Origin of the sequence: Streptomyces brasiliensis (assembly GCF_014647875.1) — a bacterium.
Classification (GTDB): domain Bacteria; phylum Actinomycetota; class Actinomycetes; order Streptomycetales; family Streptomycetaceae; genus Streptomyces; species Streptomyces brasiliensis.
In genome coordinates this window covers 119,023-140,217 of record NZ_BMQA01000007.1, presented here as the reverse complement: position 1 = coordinate 140,217, position 21,195 = coordinate 119,023, and the positions used below count along the sequence as shown (strand labels likewise).

Genomic DNA, 21,195 nt, shown 5'->3' with positions numbered 1-21,195 from the left:
GCGCACGACGGAATATGGATGGGCACCGCGCTACATAAGACCCACGTAAGTTAGCGGCTCCCGCTGACACGCCCGCGGCCAGGAAGGACGCTGTGTCATTGCTGTGACACTCTCCGCCGTTCAAAGCGGGCCATAGTTGCCGCAACCACCCCGTAGACAACGGCGACCGTGACCACCAGGACCGTCGAGCGGCCGTCCGGTGGAAGCATGAGCGCGGCCACTCCCGCGGCGCCCACGAACGCCATGTTGAACAGGACGTCGTACACGGAGAAGATCCGGCCCCGGTAGCTGTCGTCGACGGACGACTGGACGATCGTGTCCGTGGCGATCTTTGCGCCCTGGGTGATCAGTCCGAGGACGAACGCCGCGACGAGCATGGGAACGGTGGCGAAGGGGAGACCCAGCGCGGGCTCCAGCACCGCGGCGGCGGCCGCGCACACAGCGATCCAGCAGCCGGGACCGAGCCGTCCCGCCGCCCAGGGCGTCACCACGGCCGCCGCGAAGAAGCCGGCGCCGGACACGCCCAGGGCCAGTCCCAGGAGACGGAGCCCCTCGTCCGGGGTCGAGGAGAGGGCGTACCGGCACAGCATCAGCAGGAGGACCAGCAGGGCGCCGTAGCAGAAGCGCATCAGCGTCATAGAGGCCAGCGCCCACGCGGCTTCCCGGCGCGGTGGCGCGGCGAGGTGCCGTACGCCCGCGAGCAGGTCCCGTGCCGTGCCGGCGAGCGTCGCCGCCAGCCGCGGCCGCACCGGCGCCAGGTCGGGGCCGAGCAGTGCGGGAGCCATACGCAATGACGCCAGCGCGGCGCACATATAGAGCGCGGCGCCCAGCAGGACCACCGCGGCGTCGGAGTCCGACACCAGCAGCCGTACGACGAAGGCGAGACCGCCCCCCGCGGTCGCGGCGAGGGTGCCGGCGGTCGGGGAGAGGGAGTTGGCCATCACCAGTCGCTCGCTGTCGACGACGCGCGGCAGGGCGGCGGACAGTCCGGCGAGGACGAAGCGGTTGACTGCGGTGACGCACAGTGCGGAGACGTAGAACAGCCAGTCGGGGGCTTGGCCGACCATCAGGACGGCGGTGGCCGACGCGAGCACGGCGCGCAGCAGATTGCCGTACACGAAGACCTGACGGCGCCGCCAGCGGTCGAGCAGGACGCCCGCGAAGGGGCCGACGAGCGAGTACGGGAGCAGCAGGACCGCCATCGCGGAGGCGATCGCGGCGGCCGAGGTCTGTTTCTCCGGGGAGAAGACGACGTATGTGGCGAGGGCGACCTGGTAGACGCCGTCGGCTCCCTGGGAGAGCAGGCGTACGGCGAGCAGGCGGCGGAAGTCCCGGAAGCGGAGCAGGACGCGCAGGTCGCGGACGACGGGCATGGGGCACAGCCTCACATACGGAGAGGGTCCCCGGGTCATGGACCCGAGGACCCTCTCAGCCCTGGCAGGAGCGTTCTCTGCGAGCGGTCGCCTTAGCGCTCGACGTCGCCGCGGATGAACTTCTCGACGTTCTCGCGGGCCTCGTCGTCGAAGTACTGGACCGGCGGGGACTTCATGAAGTACGAGGAGGCGGAGAGGATCGGGCCGCCGACGCCGCGGTCCTTGGCGATCTTCGCGGCGCGCAGGGCGTCGATGATGACGCCCGCGGAGTTCGGGGAGTCCCAGACCTCGAGCTTGTACTCCAGGTTCAGCGGGACGTCGCCGAAGGCACGGCCCTCGAGACGGACGTAGGCCCACTTGCGGTCGTCGAGCCACTGCACGTAGTCGGACGGGCCGATGTGGACGTTCTTCTCGCCGAGGTCCCGGTCGGGGATCTGGGAGGTGACGGCCTGCGTCTTGGAGATCTTCTTGGACTCCAGGCGCTCGCGCTCGAGCATGTTCTTGAAGTCCATGTTGCCGCCGACGTTCAGCTGCATCGTGCGGTCCAGGATGACGCCCCGGTCCTCGAACAGCTTCGCCATGACGCGGTGCGTGATAGTGGCGCCGACCTGGGACTTGATGTCGTCGCCGACGATCGGGACGCCCGCCTCGGTGAACTTGTCCGCCCACTCCTTGGTGCCGGCGATGAAGACCGGGAGGGCGTTGACGAAGGCGACCTTGGCGTCGATGGCGCACTGGGCGTAGAACTTCGCCGCGTCCTCGGAGCCGACGGGCAGGTAGCAGACCAGGACGTCGACCTGCTTGTCCTTGAGGATCTGGACGACGTCGACCGGCTCGGCCTCGGACTCCTCGATGGTCTGGCGGTAGTACTTGCCGAGGCCGTCGAGGGTGTGGCCACGCTGGACCGTGACGCCGGTGTTCGGCACGTCGGCGATCTTGATGGTGTTGTTCTCGGAGGCGCCGATGGCGTCCGCGAGGTCGAGGCCGACCTTCTTCGCGTCGACGTCGAAGGCAGCGACGAACTCCACGTCACCCACGTGGTAGTCGCCGAACTGCACGTGCATCAGGCCGGGGACCTTGGACGCCGGATCGGCGTCCTTGTAGTACTCGACTCCCTGCACCAGCGAGGCGGCGCAGTTGCCCACGCCGACGATGGCTACGCGAACCGAACCCATTCCGGTTGCTCCCTGTGTGTACGAGTGAGGCCCTGAGTGGGCTTCACGTGGCGGTGTCGCCGGGCGTATCCGTCCCGGGGTCGTCCCCGGGACGGGGCAGGCCGCCCGTCGCTCCAGATGTGGTGTCCTGCTGAGCGGACCCCCCGGACGCGGAACCCTGAAGGTCCCGGCCGGCCCGCTCGCTCTCGATGAGCTCGTTCAGCCAGCGCACTTCGCGCTCCACGGACTCCATCCCGTGGCGCTGGAGCTCAAGCGTGTAGTCGTCGAGGCGCTCCCGGGTGCGTGCCAGCGAGGCGCGCATCTTCTCCAGGCGCTCCTCCAGCCGGCTGCGGCGGCCCTCGAGGACGCGCATGCGCACATCGCGCGACGTCTGCCCGAAGAAGGCGAACCGGGCGGCGAAGTGCTCGTCCTCGTACGCGTCCGGGCCCGTCTGCGAGAGCAGTTCCTCGAAGTGCTCCTTACCTTCCGCCGTCAACCGATAGACGATTTTGGCGCGGCGCCCCGCGAGTGGTGCGGCGAGGGCGTCCTCGTGGGTGTTCCCCGGTTCCTCGATCAACCAGCCGTTGGTGACCAGCGTCTTGAGGCAGGGGTAGAGCGTCCCGTAGCTGAATGCCCGGAAGACACCCAGTGACGTATTAAGTCGTTTGCGCAGTTCATAGCCGTGCATCGGAGATTCGCGGAGCAGGCCGAGTACGGCGAACTCGAGGATGCCGGAACGCCGGCTCATCGTCGCCTCCTCTCGCCCCTGTCACTTGCTTATCTCACGCTGATGTATCGGCTCGATACATCTTGACGATAGAACGGCCTTCCGCGTGGGACAAGAGGGAGGACGGTGAACGGGATCACATCACCGATTCGCAGGAGGCAAGTTGCCTGCTTTAGGACGAACTTCAGGATTAGACAGGTTTTGACGGTGCGTAGTCTGTGCGGCATGCCAACTGCCGGGAACCAAGTGACGCCAGGGAACGTCCTCGTCCTTGGTGCAGTACGGGTGAATGCCGAACCGACCACATCCGTACTTCGGGGGGACCGGAAACCAGCCGCCGTTTCCAGGCGCGCACGGGTGCGCCTGCCCGAGGAGTAGTCGTTCGATGAGCGAGCACCGTCGCAAACCGCCGCAGCCGCAGGGAGGCGGACGTGCCGCGGCCCGACGCGGCCAGCCCGGTTCGTCCACCGGCCGCCGAGCGGCACCGCGAGGCGCCACCGGGTCTCCTTCCGACTCCTATGGGGCACATTCCTATGGGTCGGACTCCCCTGGCTCGGGAGGTGAGGAGCGCCCCTACGGCAGCCGCGCCGAGGCCCGCCGGGCGGCGCAGAGAGGCGGAGGCGGCCGCCGCAGAGCGCCCGACCCGGCCGGCCCCGGCCGCGGCAGGGGCCGTGCCGCCCCGCCCGCAAGGAAGCGTTTCATCGACTATCCCCGCGCGGGGAGGTACGGATGGCGCCGCTGGGTGCCCTCCTGGAAGGTCGTCACCGGCACGTTCATCGGCTTGATCGGGAGCCTGGTGGCCGTGGCCGGCATCGGGTACGCGATGGTGAGCGTGCCGGACATCGCGAAGACCGCCACGGCGCAGAACAACGTCTTCGAGTGGTCCGACGGTTCGGTCATGGTCGCCACCGGCGGTGAGACCAATCGCCAGATCATCAACTACTCGATGATCCCCAAGGAGATGCGGTACGCCGTGATCTCCCAGGAGAACAAGACCTTCGAGACCGACAGCGGTATCGACCCGAACGGCATCGCGCGTGCCTTCTTCAACATGGCCAGGGGCGGCCAGACGCAGGGTGGCTCCACCATCACCCAGCAGTACGTCAAGAACGCGATGCTGGACGACCAGTCGCAGACGATCTCCCGAAAGTTCAAGGAGATCTTCGTCGCCGTCAAGGTCGGCGCCACGGTCCCCAAGGACCAGATCATGGCCGGTTACCTGAACTCGGCGTACTTCGGCCGTGGTGCCTACGGCATCCAGGCGGCCGCGCGGGCGTACTTCAACAAGGAAGCCAAGGACCTGAACCCGGGTGAGTGCGCCTTCCTGTCGGCGCTGCTCAAGGGCGCCACGTATTACGACCCCGCGGGCGCGAGGTCGCTCGACCAGGCGGCCACCCCCGAGGCCAACCGGAAGCGGGCCCTGGCGCAGATGCAGGACACGCTGAACAAGATGGTCCAGTACGGCCACCTGGACGCCTCGGTGCGGGCCAAGTACACGACGCTTCCGAAGGTCCAGAGTCCGCGGTCGAACAGCCAGCTGGGCGGGCAGATCGGCTATCTCGTCGACCTCGCCAAGTCGTACATCGTCAACAACACCGACATCACCGCGGACAAGCTGCAGCAGGGCGGCTACACGATCAGGACGACCTTCGACAAGAAGAAGGTCAAAGCGCTCGAGGCAGCCGTCAAGAAGGTCCAGAAACAGAACATCAAGCCCAAGCTCCGCCCCGAGACCGACACTCACGTGCAGTTCGGCGGTGCTTCCGTGGATCCGGCCACGGGCGCCATCAAGGCCATCTACGGCGGTGAGAACGCCACCAAGCACTTCACCGACAACGCCGACGCGACCGGTGCCCAGGTGGGTTCGACGTTCAAGCCGTTCGTGCTGGCGGCGGCGATGAAGTGGGGCGTACGGAACCCCGACGGCCTCGAGTCGCAGGCACAGGACGAACGCACCGTGGCGTCCCCGAAGAGCCTTTACAGCGGCAAGAACAAGCTCAAGATCAAGAACTACGACGGCTCGGTCTGGACGGACAAGGACGGCAAGGAGTGGCTTCAGACCAACGACGGCAACGAGTCGATCAACCCGCCCAGCTATAAGATCGACCTTCGTGAGGCGATGCGGCAATCGGTGAACTCCGCCTACGTCCAGCTGGGCATGGACGTAGGTCTGGACAAGGTCAAGCAGGCAGCTCTGGACGCAGGAGTCCTGGAGGGCAGCCTGGCCAGTTCCGCGTTCCCGTCGTTCTCCATCGGTACGTCCGACCCCAGCGCCATCCGCATGGCCGGTGCGTATGCCACCTTCGCGTCCAGTGGAACGCAGAACGACCCGTTCTCGGTCACGGAGGTCAGGGACAAGGACGGGGTGGTCTACACCCACAAGGCACAACCCAAGGACGCCTTCGAGCCGAAGGTCGCCGACAACGTCACCGATGTCCTCAAGACCGTGGTTGACAAGGGCACGGGTACGGCTGCGCAGCTGCCCGGTCGCGACGTGGCGGGCAAGACCGGTACCACCGACGGCAACAAGTCGGCCTGGTTCGTCGGCTACACCCCGCAGCTGTCCACCTCGATCAGCATGTTCCGCCTGGACGACAACGCGAGCAACAAGAACCGCAAGTTCCTGGAGATGTACGGGACAGGTGGTCAGGAGAAGATCCACGGCGCCTCGTTCCCGGCGCAGATCTGGCACGACTACATGGCGGAGGCGTTGCAGGGCGAGCAGCCGGAGAAGTTCCCGACCCCGGAGCCCATCGGCAAGGTCATCAACGCCGAGCCGAGCCCGACGCCCACTCCCTCGGCCACAGAGAGTCCGTCGGCGAGTCCGTCGGTGAGCCCGTCGCCGACGGACAGGCCAGGTTTCCCGTCGCCCACAGCCAGCAACACCTGTGGCTTCTGGGGCTGCGGCAACGGTGGCAACGGCGGCAACGGCAACGGTGGCGGCAACGGCGGTACGACTGGAGGAGTGACGGAGTCGCCGACGCCCACCGACAGCTCGTCGCCCGGCAATAGCAGGGGCAACGGCAACGGAGGCCTCTTCGGCGGAAACACCGGCTGAGCCGGGAAGTGCCGGTTGGCGGTCATTTCGGCCGCCACGGGTGTTTCACGTGAAACATGGGCCGCCGCACCTGTGAGGTGCGGCGGCCCTCGGCGTATCCATGGGCGGGTACGGCAGGATGTGGTCCATGCCCAGTGCAGAAACGACGCCCGCGAGCGCGCACGAGCCGGAGCCGGTGCGGCCGACCAGGGAGGACGAGGTCGCCGCGGCCGGCAGCGAGCTGATCGGAGGCCCCATCGGGCGGCGCGCCCTGCTCGGGACGTCCTGGTGGACGCCCGTGCGGGTGGTGGCGCTCGTCGCGATCGGCATGTTCGCCCTCGGCCTGGTCCAGAAGGCTCCGTGCTACGACGGCGCCTGGTTCTTCGGCGCGAGTTCCCAGTACACGCACGCTTGCTATTCGGACATCCCGCACCTCTACCAGGGGCGCGGCTTCGCCGACGGGCTCGTGCCGTACTTCGACAAGCTCCCGGGCGACATGGACTACCTCGAATACCCGGTGCTGACCGGCGTGTTCATGGAGGTCGCCGCGTGGCTCACCCCCGGCAGCGGCAGCATCCAGCACCAGGAGCAGTGGTACTGGTTCGTGAACGCCGGGATGCTGATGGTGTGCGCCGCGGTCATCGCCGTCTGTGTCTCGCGCACGCAGAAGCGACGTCCCTGGGACGGCCTGCTGGTCGCCCTGGCGCCCGCCTTCGCGCTGACCGCCACCATCAACTGGGACCTGCTGGCGGTCGCTCTGACGGCCGCAGCGATGCTGATGTGGTCCCGGGGCCGATCCCTCGCCTTCGGTGTCCTCCTGGGGCTGGCCACGGCTGCCAAGCTCTATCCCGTGCTGCTGCTCGGCCCCCTGCTCGTCCTGTGCTGGCGTGCGGGCAAGTGGCGGGACTTCGGCAAGGCCCTGGGCGGTACCGCGGTCGCCTGGCTCGTGGTGAACCTGCCGGTGATGCTCTTCGCCTTCGACGGCTGGTCGAAGTTCTACACGTTCAGCCAGGAACGGGGCGTGGACTTCGGTTCCTTCTGGCTGATCTGGGCCCAGAACACCAGCAAGCCGCCCACGACCGACACGGTCAACCTGCTCGCCATGCTGCTGATGGTGCTGTGCAGCGGCGGTATCGCGGCGCTCACCTTCACGGCCCCGCGCCGTCCGCGCTTCGCCCAGCTCGCCTTCCTGATCGTGGCGGCCTTCATCCTGACCAACAAGGTCTACTCGCCGCAGTACGTCCTGTGGCTCGTGCCACTGGCCGTCCTGGCCCGGCCCAAGTGGCGGGACTTCCTGATCTGGCAGGCGTGCGAGGTGGCGTACTTCCTGGGGATCTGGATGTACCTCGCGTACACGACCAGCGGAGACGCCCACAAGGGCCTGCCCACCCACGGCTATCACTGGGCGATCGCCGTGCATCTGCTGGGCACGCTCTACCTGTGCGCCGTGGTCGTCCGCGACATCTTCATGCCCGAACGGGACGTGGTGCGCCGGGCCGGCGACGACGATCCGGCGGGCGGTGTGCTGGACGGGGCCGAGGACGTCTTCGTGTTCGGCGCTGCGGCCCGTCCGCGGCGCCATGCCGCCCACTTCGAGGGGCCCGCAGTCGCATGGGGAAGCCGCGGAGCGCCGTCCTCCACGGACGGTTCGCTCTGAGCGAACAGCGCGCAGCGGGCCATGTGTTGGGCTCCGCTCAGGCCACGGAAAAGGCCGTACACGGTCGTTCGTGTACGGCCTTTCGCCTGCCAGGGAAACCGTCAGCGGTCCACCAGCCGGTCGAACTGCGTGGTGGTGTGCCGGAGATGGGCCACCAGCTCCTCGCCGACTTTCGGCTCGGGCGCGTCCGACGGCACAAACAGGATCGACACCTGCATGTGCGGGGGCTCCGCGAACCAGCGCTGCTTGCCGCCCCAGACGAACGGGGAAAGGTTCCGGTTGACCGTGGCGAGACCGGCCCGTGCGACGCCCTTGGCGCGCGGCATGACACCGTGCAGGGCCTTCGGAGCCTCCAGGCCCACCCCGTGCGAGGTACCGCCCGCGACGACCACCAGATAGCCGTCGGAGGCTGCCTTCTGCTGGCGGTAGCCGAACCGGTCGCCCTTCGACACGCGCGTGACGTCCAGGATCGCGCCGCGGTACTCCGTGGCCTCGTGGTCCCCCAGCCACAGCCGCGTGCCGATCCGGGCGCGGAAGCGCGTCTGCGGGAACTGCTGCTGCAGGCGGGCGAGTTCCTCGGCCTTGAGGTGGCTGACGAACATCGTGTGCAGCGGCAGCCGTGCCGCACGCAGCCGGTCCATCCAGCCGATGACCTCCTCGACGGCGTCCGAGCCGTCGGTGCGGTCCAGCGGCAGATGGATGGCGAAGCCCTCCAGCCGGACGTTCTCTATGGCGGTGTGCAGTTGCGGCAGGTCCTGCTCGCTGATCCCGTGCCGCTTCATCGAGGACATCACCTCGATGACCACACGCGCACCGACGAGGCCGTACACGCCGTCCACCGACGACACCGACCTGATGACCCGGTCGGGCAGCGGAACGGGTTCCTCGCCGCGCCGGTACGGCGTCAGCACCAGCAGGTCGCCGCCGAAGAAGTCCTTGATGCGCGCGGCCTCGTACGTCGTGCCGACGGCGAGGACGTCCGAGCCGAGCCGCGTCGCCTCCTCCGCCAGCCGTTCGTGCCCGAAGCCGTAGCCGTTGCCCTTGCAGACCGGGACGAGCCCCGGGAACTGCTCCTGCACGTGCTTGTGGTGCGCCCGCCAGCGCGCGGTGTCGACGTAGAGCGTGAGCGCCATGGCCGGACCCGGAACCTTTCTCGTCGCTGCGGTGTATCAGAGGTGTGGAAGCTATCGAACCAAACGGCCCGGTATCAGCGGCGCGACATGTAGATGTCGAGCGCCTTGTGGAGCAGCTTGTTGAGCGGGAAGTCCCACTCGCCGAGGTACTCGGCCGCCTGCCCGCCGGTGCCCACCTTGAACTGGATCAGACCGAAGAGATGGTCGGTCTCGTCCAGCGAGTCGGAGATGCCGCGCAAGTCGTAGACGGTGGCGCCGAGCGCGTAGGCGTCACGCAGCATCCGCCACTGCATCGCGTTCGAAGGCCGGACCTCACGGCCGATGTTGTCGGAGGCGCCGTAGGAGTACCAGACGTGCCCGCCGACGATCAGCATCGTCGCTGCCGACAGGTTCACGCCGTTGTGCCGCGCGAAGTACAGCCGCATGCGGTTGGGGTCCTCGGTGTTGAGGGCCGTCCACATGCGCTGGAAGTACGACAGGGGCCGCGGCCGGAAGTGGTCGCGCACGGCGGTGATCTCGTAGAGGCGCTGCCATTCCTCGAGGTCCTGGTAGCCGCCCTGGACGACCTCGACGCCGGCCTTCTCGGCCTTCTTGATGTTGCGGCGCCACAGCTGGTTGAAGTTCTTGTGGACCTCTTCCAGAGAGCGGTTCGCGAGCGGCACCTGGAAGACGTAGCGGGGCTGGACGTCGCCGAAGCCGGCGCCGCCGTCCTCGCCCTGCTGCCAGCCCATGCGGCGCAGCTTGTCGGCCACCTCGAAGGCGCGCGGCTCGATGAAATCGGCCTCGATGTCGCGCAGGCGCTTCACGTCCGGATTCTGGATGCCCTGCTTGATGGAGTTGGCCTCCCAGCGCCGGATGATCACCGGCGGGCCCATCTTCACGGAGAAGGCGCCCTGCTGCTTGAGGTGGGCCAGCATCGGCTGGATCCAGTCGTCCAGATTCGGCGCGAACCAGTTGATGACCGGGCCCTCGGGGAGATAGGCGAGGTAGCGCTTGATCTTGGGGAGCTGCCGGTAGAGGACCAGGCCCGCGCCGACCAGCTCGCCGGTGCGGTCGTCGAACCACCCGAGGTTCTCGGAGCGCCACTCCGCCTTGACGTCGGCCCACGCCGGGACCTGCATGTGGCTCGCCGAGGGCAGGCTCTGGATGTACGCCAGATGCTGCTCGCGACTGATCGTCCTCAGGGTCAGGCTCATTCGGGGGGCTCCTCCGGCTGGTGTGTCCCCATGGGTACAGGGGCTCCGGCTCTCGCGCCGAAGCCTACTGCGCCCCGCGAGCGCCCCGACTGGGCGTACGGCACCTTCGCCCCGGCCTGTGGGCCGCCGGGGCGCTGCGGTGGGAGCGACGTGCTGTGCGGAGGGCGTGTCCGGATGGTCAGAAGAGCCCGCCGAACAGCCCTCCGTGCGCCATACCGATGAAGAAGCCGATGCCGGCGGCACCGAGACCCAGGATCAGGCCGAAGCGCTCACGCGTGGTCTCCGAGATCCACTGTCCGTACAGGCCGGTGAAGATGCCCGCCAGGCCGGTCCAGGAGCTGAGCAGGTGCAGGCTGTGGAAGAACGACGTGATGAAGGCGATCAGTCCGAGTACCAGCGTCACGGCGAGCATGGCGTCCTGGACGGGATGGGGCCTGTCGTCCGTGGCGAAGAGGGATCCGGCGGTGTTGGGTCGCAATGCCTGGGCCATGGGGCACCTCCTGCGGAAGGCGGCGCATCGTAGCGCCGTACACACCCGATGTGTACAGATTGACGGCCCCCGCGGCCGGATTTCAACCGGAAGCCGGTGTGCGGGTAGTCTGTACCGCTGCACGGTGTCTGCCCGGGCCATGAACGGGAATCCCCTCGGGACCCCCGATTGTCAGTGGCGGCCGATACCGTTGCGAACGCATCACAACCCTCCTGCCACGGAACGACCGTGGCCGCTGAGTCCAAAGGAGGTGGGTTCCACATGCGTCACTACGAGGTGATGGTCATCCTCGACCCCGATCTCGAGGAGCGCTCTGTCTCCCCGCTGATCGAGAACTTCCTGTCCGTCGTCCGTGACGGCGGCGGCAAGGTTGAGAAGGTCGACACCTGGGGCCGTCGTCGTCTCGCGTACGAGATCAAGAAGAAGCCCGAGGGCATCTACTCGGTCATCGACCTGCAGGCCGAGCCTGTGGTCGTGAAGGAGCTCGACCGCCAGATGAACCTGAACGAGTCGGTCCTTCGGACCAAGGTCCTCCGCCCCGAGACCCACTGAGCTTCTCAGCTCAGCTGATCCCGGGATTCGAGTAGCAGCAACCAAGCAGCCAGAGCAGCAAACCCGCCGAGAGGTTCCCCATGGCAGGCGAGACCGTCATCACGGTCGTCGGCAACCTTGTCGATGACCCCGAGCTGCGCTTCACCCCGTCCGGTGCGGCGGTCGCGAAGTTCCGCGTCGCGTCCACTCCCCGCACCTTCGACCGCCAGACGAACGAGTGGAAGGACGGCGAAAGCCTCTTCCTGACCTGCTCGGTCTGGCGCCAGGCGGCGGAGAACGTCGCCGAGTCGCTCCAGCGAGGCATGCGCGTCATCGTGCAGGGCCGGCTGAAGCAGCGGTCCTACGAGGACCGTGAGGGCGTCAAGCGCACGGTCTACGAGCTGGACGTCGAGGAAGTCGGCGCCAGCCTCCGCAACGCCACGGCCAAGGTCACCAAGACCTCTGGCGGCGGCCGCGCTGGCCAGGGTGGTTACGGCGGCGGTGGCGGCCAGGGTGGCGGCGGCTGGGGCGGAGGCTCCGGCGGCGGCCAGCAGGGCGGCGGCGCTCCGGCCGACGACCCGTGGGCGACCGGCGCTCCCGCCGGCGGTCAGCAGGGTGGCGGCGGCTGGGGCGGAGGCTCCGGTGGCGGTGGCGGCTACTCGGACGAGCCCCCCTTCTAGGCCTTCAGGCCGAGGGTGGGTCGTACCCAAACTTCTTGATCACACAGGAGAAACACCATGGCGAAGCCGCCTGTGCGCAAGCCGAAGAAGAAGGTCTGCGCTTTCTGCAAGGACAAGGTCACGTACGTGGACTACAAGGACACGAACATGCTGCGGAAGTTCATTTCCGACCGCGGCAAGATCCGTGCCCGCCGCGTGACCGGCAACTGCACGCAGCACCAGCGTGACGTCGCCACGGCCGTGAAGAACAGCCGTGAGATGGCGCTGCTGCCCTACACGTCCACTGCGCGCTAAAGGAAGGGTGACCGACACATGAAGATCATCCTCACCCACGAGGTCTCCGGCCTCGGTGCCGCCGGTGACGTCGTCGACGTCAAGGACGGCTACGCTCGCAACTACCTGATCCCGCGGAACTTCGCGATCCGCTGGACCAAGGGCGGCGAGAAGGACGTCGAGCAGATCCGTCGTGCTCGCAAGATCCACGAGATCCAGACCATCGAGCAGGCCAATGCCATCAAGGCCCAGCTCGAGGGCGTGAAGGTCCGCCTGGCCGTCCGCTCCGGCGAATCCGGCCGTCTCTTCGGTTCCGTCACCCCGGCCGACGTCGCCTCCGCGATCAAGGCGTCCGGTGGCCCCGAGGTCGACAAGCGTCGTATCGAGCTCGGTTCGCCGATCAAGACCCTGGGCGCCCACGAGACGTCCGTGCGTCTGCACCCCGAGGTTGCCGCCAAGGTCAACATCGAGGTCATCTCGGCCTGACCGCCGCGCTCGGCCTGAGCCGGTGTACGAGGGGCCGCACCCTTCCCGGGTGCGGCCCCTCGCGTTTGGCCCAACTCATGTACGGGACCGCGGTGTTTCACGTGAAACGGTCAGCGGGTCGCGCCGGTCACGATCCAGCGTCCGGAACGGGCACGCGCCCAGAGGGTCAGCAGCCGGACCGCCATCATGAGCGTCATCGCCGCCCAGAGCGCGGTGAGGCCGCCCCCGAGCGCGGGCACGAGCAGAGCCACCGGGCTGAACACCGCGAGAGTGATCACCATGGCCCAGGCGAGGTACGGCCCGTCGCCTGCTCCCATCAGCACGCCGTCCAAGACGAAGACGACGCCGCAGATCGGCTGGGACAGCGCCACCAGCAGAAGTGCGGGCAGTGCGGCGTCCTTGACTACCGGGTCACCGGTGAACAGGGGCAGCAGGAGCGGCCGGGCGGCCACCACGAGCAGGCCGAGCAACACGCCGGTGGCCACGCCCCACTGGACCATGCGACGGCAGGCGTCCTGGGCACCCCGGGGATCGTCCGCGCCCAGGTAGCGTCCGATGATGGCCTGCCCCGCGATCGCAATGGCGTCGAGCGCGAAGGCGAGCAGGCTCCACAGCGACAGGACGATCTGATGGGCGGCGATGTCCGCATCGCCCAGGCGGGCCGCGACCGCCGTGGCGATCATGAGGATCGCCCGCAGGGAGAGCGTGCGGACGAGCAGCGGTACACCGGCCTGGGCGGAGGCCCGGATCCCGGCGGCGTCGGGACGCAGCGACGCTCCATGCCGGCGAGCGCCGCGGACGACCACGGCGAGGTAGATGGCGGCCATGCCGCACTGGGCGATGACGGTGCCCCAGGCGGAACCGGCGATGCCGAGGTCGGCGCCGTAGACGAGTCCGGCGTTGAGGGCCGCGTTGGCCACGAACCCCGCGACGGCCACATAGAGAGGGGTCTTGGTGTTCTGGAGCCCGCGCAGTACGCCGGTGGCGGCGAGTACGGTCAGCATGGCCGGAATCCCGAGGGCGGAGATCCGGAGGTAGGTCGTCGCGTACGGGGCTGCCGTGGGCGAGGCACCGAAGAGGTCGACGAGAGCGGGGGCCAGAGGCAGCACGACGGCGATGACGGCGGCGCCGAGCAGTAGGGCCAGCCAGATGCCGTCCATGCCCTGGCGGATGGCCGACTGCAGATCGCCTGCGCCGACACGTCGGGAGACGGCCGCCGTGGTGGCGTAGGCGAGAAAGACGAAGACGCTCACGGCCGTCGTGAGCAGAGCCGAAGCGACGCCGAGACCGGCGAGCTGGGCGGTGCCGAGATGGCCGACGATCGCGCTGTCGGCCATGACGAACAGGGGCTCGGCGACGAGCGCGCCGAAGGCGGGGACTGCCAGTGCGACGATCTCCCGATCGTGGCGTCGTCGAGTAGCCTTCGGGATCACGGAAGCCTGTGGCATGAGCACTAATCTAATCGTCCACAGGTAAGAGATGCAATCTGCTTGCACCCCTTACTGTCAGTCTCGTGGCATGCGCTCTTGCGTCCTGTTCGAACCGATCTTGGTCCGACTGAGGAAGTTTTTCTTCTGCACAGCCGGTGGATGGGAAAAGTGCTGGTCAGGCTAGTTCTTCTGAGATGATCGAGGGCTTGTTCACAGCACTGTCCACCGGGTCGTGCACAGGTTTGGCCGAGTTCTCCACAGCATAGGGGCCGTCGTCCACATGGCCTGTGGATAACCAGATTGGCTGACGGTGCCGAGGGGCCTAACGTGGTCCGGCGCCCGCTCCGTGCGGCGGACTCGGAAACGTCACAAAACCGACGCGTCTGAACCGGAGTTGGGCCTCTCGAATTGTCAGTGTCGTGCCGTAGAACTGAGGGCATGGCGAGGTCCGCCGGGCGGACGGGAGGAGGTGGCTCGATGAGCATTTCCGAGCCCTTGGACGACCCGTGGGCCGACAGTGGACCCGGTGATCGTTTGCCTGCCGCCCGCCGGCGCGGCGACACCGGCCGAATCCGTGACGACCAGCACGACCGGGGCCGGGAGAACGGTGCCTGGGACGGCGGCAGTTCGTCCTTCGAACGGGTGCCGCCGCAGGACCTCGACGCGGAGCAGTCCGTTCTCGGCGGCATGCTGCTGTCCAAGGACGCCATCGCGGACGTGGTCGAGCTGCTCAAGGGCCACGACTTCTACAAGCCCGCGCACGAGACGATCTACCAGGCGATCCTCGATGTCTACGCGAAGGGCGAGCCGGCCGACCCGATCACGATCGCGGCCGAACTCACCAAGCGCGGCGAGATCAACAAGGTCGGCGGCGCCTCGTATCTGCACGGTCTCGTCCAGACGGTGCCCACGGCGGCGAACGCCGAGTACTACGCGGAGATCGTCCACGAGCGGGCCGTCCTGCGCCGCCTGGTGGAGGCCGGGACGCGCATCACGCAGATGGGATACGCGGCCGACGGCGACGTCGACGAGATCGTCAACCGTGCGCAGGCCGAGATCTACGCGGTCACCGAGCAGCGCACCAGCGAGGACTATCTGCCGCTCGGCGACATCATGGAGGGCGCGCTCGACGAGATCGAGGCGATCGGCTCGCGCAGCGGCGAGATGACCGGTGTGCCCACGGGCTTCACCGACTTCGACTCCCTCACCAACGGGCTGCACCCCGGCCAGATGATCGTCATCGCGGCCCGTCCTGCCATGGGTAAGTCCACGCTGGCGCTGGACTTCGCGCGGGCGGCCTCGATCAAGAACAACCTGCCGAGCGTGATCTTCTCGCTCGAAATGGGCCGGAACGAGATCGCGATGCGTCTGCTGTCCGCCGAGGCACGTGTCGCGTTGCATCACATGCGGTCCGGCACGATGACCGACGAGGACTGGACGCGCCTGGCCCGCCGGATGCCGGACGTGTCCGCGGCTCCCCTCTACATCGATGACTCCCCGAACCTGTCGATGATGGAGATCCGCGCCAAGTGCCGTCGGCTGAAGCAGCGCAACGACCTCAAGCTGGTTGTCATCGACTATCTCCAGCTGATGCAGTCCGGCGGCTCCAAGCGCGCCGAGAGCCGTCAGCAGGAGGTCTCGGACATGTCCCGTAACCTCAAGCTCCTCGCCAAGGAGCTGGAGCTCCCGGTCATCGCGCTCTCCCAGCTCAACCGTGGCCCCGAGCAGCGCACCGACAAGAAGCCGATGGTCTCCGACCTGCGTGAGTCCGGGTCGATCGAGCAGGATGCCGACATGGTCATCCTGCTGCACCGTGAGGACGCGTACGAGAAGGAGTCTCCCCGCGCGGGCGAGGCCGACCTGATCGTCGCCAAGCACCGAAACGGCCCCACGGCCACGATCACGGTCGCTTTCCAGGGCCACTACTCACGCTTCGTGGACATGGCGCAGACCTGACGTTCGTCGGTCGCGGGCCTGTCTCGTTCCTGTGGCCCGGGAGATGATCGCGGCATGACCGAGATCATTCTGATGTCCGACCCGAGGGTCGCGGCCGTGCCCGTCGAGGAGTGCGGCGAACGGCTCATGGATGTCCGGCGGCATGGCCGCCTGCTGGTCGACGAGCGGAAGTGGCACGACGCCGCCGGCGCCTTCGCCCATCTTCGGGAAGGAGTGCTCGACCGCCTCCTCGAAGCGCAGAAGCAACTCCCACGGGGGCTGCGGCTGTTGTTCGTCGAGGGGTATCGGCCGCCGTCCCTTCAGCGCCAGTACTTCGACGCATACGCCGGCGAACTGCGAGTCGATCACCCGGAATGGACCGCTGAGCAGGTCCGTTCCGCGGCCAGCCGCTATGTGTCTCCGCCCGAGATCGCGCCGCACAGCGCCGGGGCGGCCGTCGACCTGACGCTCGCCGATGACGACGGCCGTGAACTCGACCTGGGTACGCGGATGAACGCGACCCCGGAGGAGAGCGCCGGCGCCTGCTACACCCGGGCCGTCGACATCAGCGAGGAGGCCCGTTCGCACCGGGACATCCTGAGCAGGGCGCTCATGGCTGCCGGTCTGGTCAACTACCCGACCGAGTGGTGGCACTGGTCGTACGGAGACCGCTACTGGGCGCTGACGACAGGAGCGGAAGCCGCCCCCTACGGCCCCAGGGAGCTCGACGGGCCGCCGACCCCGGGGAAATGAACTCGACGCGCGCGATCCCAGCCGGTGGACTGGGGGTATGACGACATCTTCGGAAGAGTTGCTTCCCGGTACACGGCGGGCTTTGGTGCATCGGATTGCCGTGGCGCAGGCCGCGGGACGGGCGCCGTCGTTGGTGGCGGCGGTGGTGCGGGGAGGCCGGGCCGTGTGGCACGGGTCGCGGACCTCCGTGGACGGGCACGGGCCCGACGAGGACGTGCAGTACCGGATCGGGTCGATCACGAAGACGTTCACGGCCGTGCTCGTGCTGCGGCTGCGTGACGAGGGCGTGCTGGATCTGGGTGACCCGTTGGAGAAGCACCTGCCGGGCACCGGCGCGGGGGAGGCCATGATCGCCGAGTTGCTCGCGCACACGGGCGGGCTGGCGGCCGAGTCACCCGCGCCGTGGTGGGAGCGGACGCCGGGGTCGCTGCGCCCCGAACTGAGTGATGTGCTCGGCGAACAGCCCCTGGTGCATGCCGTCGGCCGGCGGCACCACTACTCGAACCCGGGCTACACCCTGCTGGGCGCGCTGGTGGAGGAGCTACGTGGTGCGCCCTGGGAGGAGGTGCTGCGGCGCGAGGTGCTGGAACCCCTTGGTCTGGATCGCACCGGCGCACAGCCGCGGGCACCGCATGCGGGCGGCTGGGCCGTGCATCCCTGGGCCGACGCGCTCCTTCCGGAGCCCGTCGAGGACCTCGGCCGTATGGCTCCGGCAGGTCAACTGTGGTCCACCACAGGAGATCTGGCCCGGTTCGCGGTCTTCCTGGCGAACGGGGACGACCGGGTGCTGAGCGCGGAGTCCGTACGGGAGATGCGCACGCCCGCGGCACCGGCCGAAGCGGCCGACGTCGTCGACGGCGCCGCCTACGGACTCGGTATGCAGGTCCAGCACCGTGACGGCAGGCTTCTTGTCGGTCACTCCGGTTCGCTCCCGGGCTTCCTGGCAAACCTCACCATCAGTATCGAGGACGACGTCGCCGCCGTCGTCCTGGCCAATTGCACCTCGGGCCCGTTGCTGTCGGCGGTCGGCGCCGATCTGATCCGCATCGTCGCCGAGGCGGAGCCGAGGATCCCCGAGCCCTGGCGGCCCCTGCGCGAAGTCGACCGATCGGTACTGGAGTTGGCGGGCCCATGGTACTGGGGCACATACGGCTTCGCCCTGAGGGTGACCGCCGACGGTCTCGTCTCACTGGAACCGCTGTCCGGCAAGGGCCGCCGCTCGCGGTTCCGGGCCAATGGTGACGGCACCTGGACGGGTCTCGAGGGCTATTACGCGGGAGAGGTCCTGCGGGCCGTACGGCGTCCTGACGGATCCGCGAGCCATCTCGACCTCGGCTCGTTCGTGTTCACGCGTCAGCCGTACGACGAGGCGGCTCCGGTGCCGGGTGGTGTGGATCCGGAGGGGTGGCGCGGGATCGGCTAGACGCCATCGAACGCGGAGGCATCAAGGGAAAGCGGCGTGTTTCACGTGAAACACGCCGCTTCTTCCGCTCCCGGGAGCGCGCCGGACCTCAGAGCTGGAGTTTGAATCCCAGGTGTGAGGGCGTGAACCCGAGCCGTTCATAGAAGCGGTGAGCCTCGGTCCGTGACTTGTCGGACGTCAGCTGCACCAACTGGCAGCCCAGGCGCCGGGATTCGTCGACGGCCCACTCGATGAGCCGTGTCCCCAGACCGCTGCCGCGCTCGTCGGCGTCGATGCGTACCGCCTCGATGATCGACCTCGTCGCACCGCGCCTGGACAGTCCCGGAATGACCGTGAGCTGGAGTGTGCCGATCACGCGGCCGTCGCTCACGGCGACGACCAAGTGCTGGTTCGGATCCGCGTCCAGTCGCTCCAGCGCGGTCAGATACGGCGCGATGTCGTCGGGTGACTCGCGCTGCGCGCCCAGTGGGTCGTCGGCGAGCATGCCGACGATCGCAGGGATGTCGTCGGCGACGGCGGCGCGTATTTCAAGATCTCCCATGTCCGCACCCTATGCGGGTACGTTCAGCGACTTTACGACGCGGACCAGCGGAGCCAGCTCGGGGTTCCTGGCCGCCTCGTCGAGGGCCTCGCGCAGGGCGGCGTCATTGGTCGGACGCGCCGCATCGAGCAGCTTGAGCCCCGCGGCGGTGACGTTCGTGTAGATGCCGCGTCGGTCCGTCGGGCAGAGATAGCGCTCCAGGAGGCGGCGGTCCTCGAGGCGCGTGACCAGCCGGGTGGTGGCGCTCTGACTCAGGACGACCGCGTCGGCGACCTGCTTCATCTGCAGATGACCTCCGTCGCCGTCGTGCTGCCGGCTGAGCACGTCGAGCAGGAAGTACTCGCGCACGCTCAGGTCGTGCTTCGCCTGCAGGACGCGCTCGATGTGCGCCTCGATCCTCCCGTGCAGCAGGGCAAGGGCGGACCAGCCCTGGGCGAGGGCGGTGAGCGCGGGGTCCGTCGCTGTCATTGGCATTTCCTCCGTCCCGGAGCGGCTGGAACCAGGATAGAGCAGGGTCGCAATATCCTGTGCTTGCATATAGTCCGCGTCTGCAACTATTGTGAACGCACGCAAAGCGCTCCTGCAATCGTCTGGGAAGGTATACCTCCTCATGCCTCTCGCGCTTCTGGCCCTCGCGATCGGGGCCTTCGGAATCGGAACGACCGAATTCGTGATCATGGGCCTGCTGCCCGAGGTCGCGGGCGGCTTCGGGGTCTCCATCCCCACCGCGGGCCTGCTCGTGACCGGGTACGCGCTCGGCGTGGTGATCGGCGCGCCGCTGATGACCGTGCTCGGCACCAAGGTCCCGCGCAAGCGGATGCTGATGGTGCTGATGGGCCTGTTCATCGCAGGGAACCTGCTCTCCGCCGTGGCGCCCGTCTTTGCGGTGATGCTGATCGGACGCGTGGTCGCCTCCCTCGCCCACGGCGCCTTCTTCGGCATCGGATCGGTCGTCGCGGCCGAACTGGTCGCCCCCGACAGGAAGGCCGGGGCCATCGCGATGATGTTCACCGGCCTGACCGTGGCCAACGTCGTCGGCGTCCCGCTCGGCACCCTCGTCGGACAACAGGTCGGCTGGCGCGTCACCTTCGGCATCGTGGCCGCGCTCGGCGTCGTCGGCCTGGTCGGCATCGCCAAGCTGGTCCCCGAGCTGCCCAGGCCCGAGGGAGTGCATCTGCGCCACGAACTGGCCGCCTTCAAGAACGCCCAGGTCCTGCTCGCCATGGCGATGACCGTCCTCGGCTTCGGCGGAGTCTTCGCGGCGATCACCTACATCGCGCCGATGATGACCCACGTCGCCGGCTTCGCCGACGGCTCGGTCACCTGGCTGCTGGTGCTCTTCGGCCTCGGCATGGTCGGCGGCAACCTCGTCGGCGGCAAGTTCGCCGACCGCGCTCTGATGCCCATGCTGTACGTCTCGCTCGGCGCCCTTGCCGTCGTGCTCGCCGTGTTCACTCTCACCGCGCACAACAAGATCGCGGCAGCCGTGACCATCGCCCTCATCGGCGCCCTGGGCTTCGCCACCGTCCCGCCGCTGCAGAAGCGGGTCCTGGACCAGGCGCACGGCGCTCCCACGCTGGCGTCCGCCGTCAACATCGGCGCCTTCAACCTGGGCAACGCCCTCTCCGCCTGGCTCGGCGGCATCGTCATCGCGGCCGGCTTCGGCTACACCGCCCCCAACTGGGTCGGCGCCGCCCTGGCCGCGGCCGCCCTCGTCCTCGCCATCCTCTCGGCCGCCCTGGAGCACCGGGCCGACGCCCCCGGCGTCGTGGTGGCCGGCGGCACGCCCGCGCGGCAGCGCACGGCGGTTCACCACTGAGACGTCGGGGCTGCGGGGCCGGTCTCCGGCCCCGCATATGAACCTGGCAGCCCCCTCGCCGGCACCCCTTGAAATCACCCCTTCAGCACCACCCAGGGAGAACTCTCCATGAGCACGACCACCGTCACCCCGCTCACCACCCAGGACGCCGAGCTCCTCGTCACCGCGGCCCGCCGCGTGGCCGAGGCCGCCGGGGTCACGGTCAGCGTCACCGTCCTGGACGCCGGTGGCCATCTGCTCGCCTTCCGGCGGGACGACCGCGCCGTGCTGATCTCCGGAGAGACCAGCACCCGCAAGGCCTACACGGCCCTCCAGCTCAATGCCCCCACAGCGGATCTCGTCGACGCCGTCCAGCCCGGCGGTCTCTTCCACACCCTGCCCACCGCGCTCGACCGGCCCCTGCTGTTCATCGCGGGCGGCATCCCGGTCCACCGCGACGGCCGACTGATCGGCGCGATCGGTGTGGGCGGAGGCGCGCCGGAGCAGGACCACGGCTTCGCCCTCGCGGCCGTGTCGGCGCTCGTCTGAGTCACCGACACCTGAGTCACCGACGACGA

The 21,195-nt window shown here is 68.3% G+C and carries 20 protein-coding genes; 11 read left to right on the top strand and 9 right to left on the bottom strand.

The features are described from left to right. Positions 1-95: 95 nt before the first annotated feature. The 3 genes from IEZ19_RS13475 to IEZ19_RS13465 all read right to left on the bottom strand — a co-directional run bounded on the left by IEZ19_RS13475 (position 96) and on the right by IEZ19_RS13465 (position 3,275). Entirely contained in the window at positions 96-1,373 is a 1,278-nt protein-coding gene (locus IEZ19_RS13475) for an MFS transporter (RefSeq protein WP_189311387.1), read from the bottom strand. Positions 1,374-1,465: 92 nt separating this feature from the next. Next, entirely contained in the window at positions 1,466-2,548 is a 1,083-nt protein-coding gene (locus tag IEZ19_RS13470) for an inositol-3-phosphate synthase (RefSeq protein ID WP_189311386.1), read from the bottom strand. Between the two features lie 43 nt (positions 2,549-2,591). Further along, entirely contained in the window at positions 2,592-3,275 is a 684-nt protein-coding gene (locus IEZ19_RS13465; protein WP_189311385.1) for a PadR family transcriptional regulator, read from the bottom strand. Between the two features lie 364 nt (positions 3,276-3,639). Here IEZ19_RS13465 and IEZ19_RS13460 point away from each other — a divergent pair, with 364 nt between their 5' ends. Continuing rightward, on the top strand, positions 3,640-6,312 hold the full coding sequence (locus IEZ19_RS13460) for a transglycosylase domain-containing protein (RefSeq protein WP_189311384.1): 2,673 nt from the start codon (positions 3,640-3,642) through the stop codon (positions 6,310-6,312). A gap of 127 nt (positions 6,313-6,439) precedes the next feature. Beyond that, positions 6,440-7,948 carry a glycosyltransferase family 87 protein gene (locus IEZ19_RS13455; RefSeq protein ID WP_189311383.1) on the top strand — a complete coding sequence of 503 codons (1,509 nt, stop codon included), beginning with the start codon at positions 6,440-6,442 and terminating at the stop codon, positions 7,946-7,948. Between the two features lie 101 nt (positions 7,949-8,049). Here the strand turns inward: IEZ19_RS13455 and IEZ19_RS13450 are convergent, their stop codons facing one another. From IEZ19_RS13450 to IEZ19_RS13440, 3 genes are all read right to left on the bottom strand, one after another. Beyond that, positions 8,050-9,081 (bottom strand): alanine racemase, encoded by a 1,032-nt coding sequence (locus IEZ19_RS13450; protein WP_189311382.1) that lies wholly within the window; start codon positions 9,079-9,081, stop codon positions 8,050-8,052. Between the two features lie 74 nt (positions 9,082-9,155). Then, positions 9,156-10,277, bottom strand: a complete 1,122-nt coding sequence (gene femX / locus IEZ19_RS13445) for a peptidoglycan bridge formation glycyltransferase FemX (RefSeq protein WP_189311381.1) — start codon at positions 10,275-10,277, stop codon at positions 9,156-9,158. Between the two features lie 178 nt (positions 10,278-10,455). Further along, positions 10,456-10,767: a hypothetical protein gene (locus IEZ19_RS13440; protein WP_189311380.1), complete on the bottom strand. Its 312-nt coding sequence runs from the start codon at positions 10,765-10,767 to the stop codon at positions 10,456-10,458. 261 nt (positions 10,768-11,028) lie between these two features. Here IEZ19_RS13440 and rpsF point away from each other — a divergent pair, with 261 nt between their 5' ends. The 4 genes from rpsF (at position 11,029) to rplI (ending at position 12,737) form a co-directional block, all read left to right on the top strand. Beyond that, positions 11,029-11,319, top strand: coding sequence for a 30S ribosomal protein S6 (rpsF, locus tag IEZ19_RS13435; RefSeq protein WP_111001138.1), 291 nt, complete (start codon positions 11,029-11,031; stop codon positions 11,317-11,319). A gap of 80 nt (positions 11,320-11,399) precedes the next feature. Next, a complete protein-coding gene (locus IEZ19_RS13430; protein WP_189311379.1) occupies positions 11,400-11,978 on the top strand; it encodes a single-stranded DNA-binding protein in 579 nt (192 codons plus the stop codon). 57 nt (positions 11,979-12,035) lie between these two features. Beyond that, complete coding sequence (gene rpsR / locus IEZ19_RS13425; RefSeq protein ID WP_003949403.1) at positions 12,036-12,272, top strand: 30S ribosomal protein S18; 237 nt, start codon at positions 12,036-12,038, stop codon at positions 12,270-12,272. Between the two features lie 18 nt (positions 12,273-12,290). Beyond that, positions 12,291-12,737, top strand: coding sequence for a 50S ribosomal protein L9 (gene rplI, locus IEZ19_RS13420; RefSeq protein WP_189311378.1), 447 nt, complete (start codon positions 12,291-12,293; stop codon positions 12,735-12,737). A gap of 110 nt (positions 12,738-12,847) precedes the next feature. Here rplI and IEZ19_RS13415 read toward each other — a convergent pair whose 3' ends face one another. Next, positions 12,848-14,185: an MATE family efflux transporter gene (locus IEZ19_RS13415; protein WP_189311377.1), complete on the bottom strand. Its 1,338-nt coding sequence runs from the start codon at positions 14,183-14,185 to the stop codon at positions 12,848-12,850. Between the two features lie 459 nt (positions 14,186-14,644). On the opposite strand from IEZ19_RS13415, the gene dnaB reads away from it, so the two are divergent. The 3 genes from dnaB to IEZ19_RS13400 are packed head-to-tail and all read left to right on the top strand — an operon-like array spanning position 14,645 to position 18,278. Further along, the gene (gene dnaB / locus IEZ19_RS13410) at positions 14,645-16,123 is read left to right on the top strand and encodes a replicative DNA helicase (RefSeq protein ID WP_189311376.1); all 1,479 of its coding nucleotides are present in this window, start codon (positions 14,645-14,647) and stop codon (positions 16,121-16,123) included. 54 nt (positions 16,124-16,177) lie between these two features. Beyond that, on the top strand, positions 16,178-16,855 hold the full coding sequence (locus IEZ19_RS13405; RefSeq protein WP_189311375.1) for a M15 family metallopeptidase: 678 nt from the start codon (positions 16,178-16,180) through the stop codon (positions 16,853-16,855). A 37-nt stretch (positions 16,856-16,892) separates the two neighbouring features. After that, positions 16,893-18,278: a serine hydrolase domain-containing protein gene (locus tag IEZ19_RS13400; RefSeq protein ID WP_189311374.1), complete on the top strand. Its 1,386-nt coding sequence runs from the start codon at positions 16,893-16,895 to the stop codon at positions 18,276-18,278. 88 nt (positions 18,279-18,366) lie between these two features. On the opposite strand, the gene IEZ19_RS13395 is transcribed toward IEZ19_RS13400, so the two are convergent. Continuing rightward, positions 18,367-18,819 (bottom strand): GNAT family N-acetyltransferase, encoded by a 453-nt coding sequence (locus IEZ19_RS13395; RefSeq protein ID WP_189311373.1) that lies wholly within the window; start codon positions 18,817-18,819, stop codon positions 18,367-18,369. A gap of 9 nt (positions 18,820-18,828) precedes the next feature. Further along, positions 18,829-19,287, bottom strand: a complete 459-nt coding sequence (locus IEZ19_RS13390) for a MarR family winged helix-turn-helix transcriptional regulator (protein ID WP_189311372.1) — start codon at positions 19,285-19,287, stop codon at positions 18,829-18,831. A 142-nt stretch (positions 19,288-19,429) separates the two neighbouring features. Between IEZ19_RS13390 and IEZ19_RS13385 the strand changes: the two genes are divergently transcribed. Together IEZ19_RS13385 and IEZ19_RS13380 are read left to right on the top strand one after the other, a co-directional pair. After that, positions 19,430-20,638, top strand: a complete 1,209-nt coding sequence (locus IEZ19_RS13385; protein WP_189311371.1) for an MFS transporter — start codon at positions 19,430-19,432, stop codon at positions 20,636-20,638. 108 nt (positions 20,639-20,746) lie between these two features. Next, positions 20,747-21,166: a GlcG/HbpS family heme-binding protein gene (locus IEZ19_RS13380; protein ID WP_189311370.1), complete on the top strand. Its 420-nt coding sequence runs from the start codon at positions 20,747-20,749 to the stop codon at positions 21,164-21,166. The last annotated feature ends 29 nt before the right edge of the window (positions 21,167-21,195 follow it).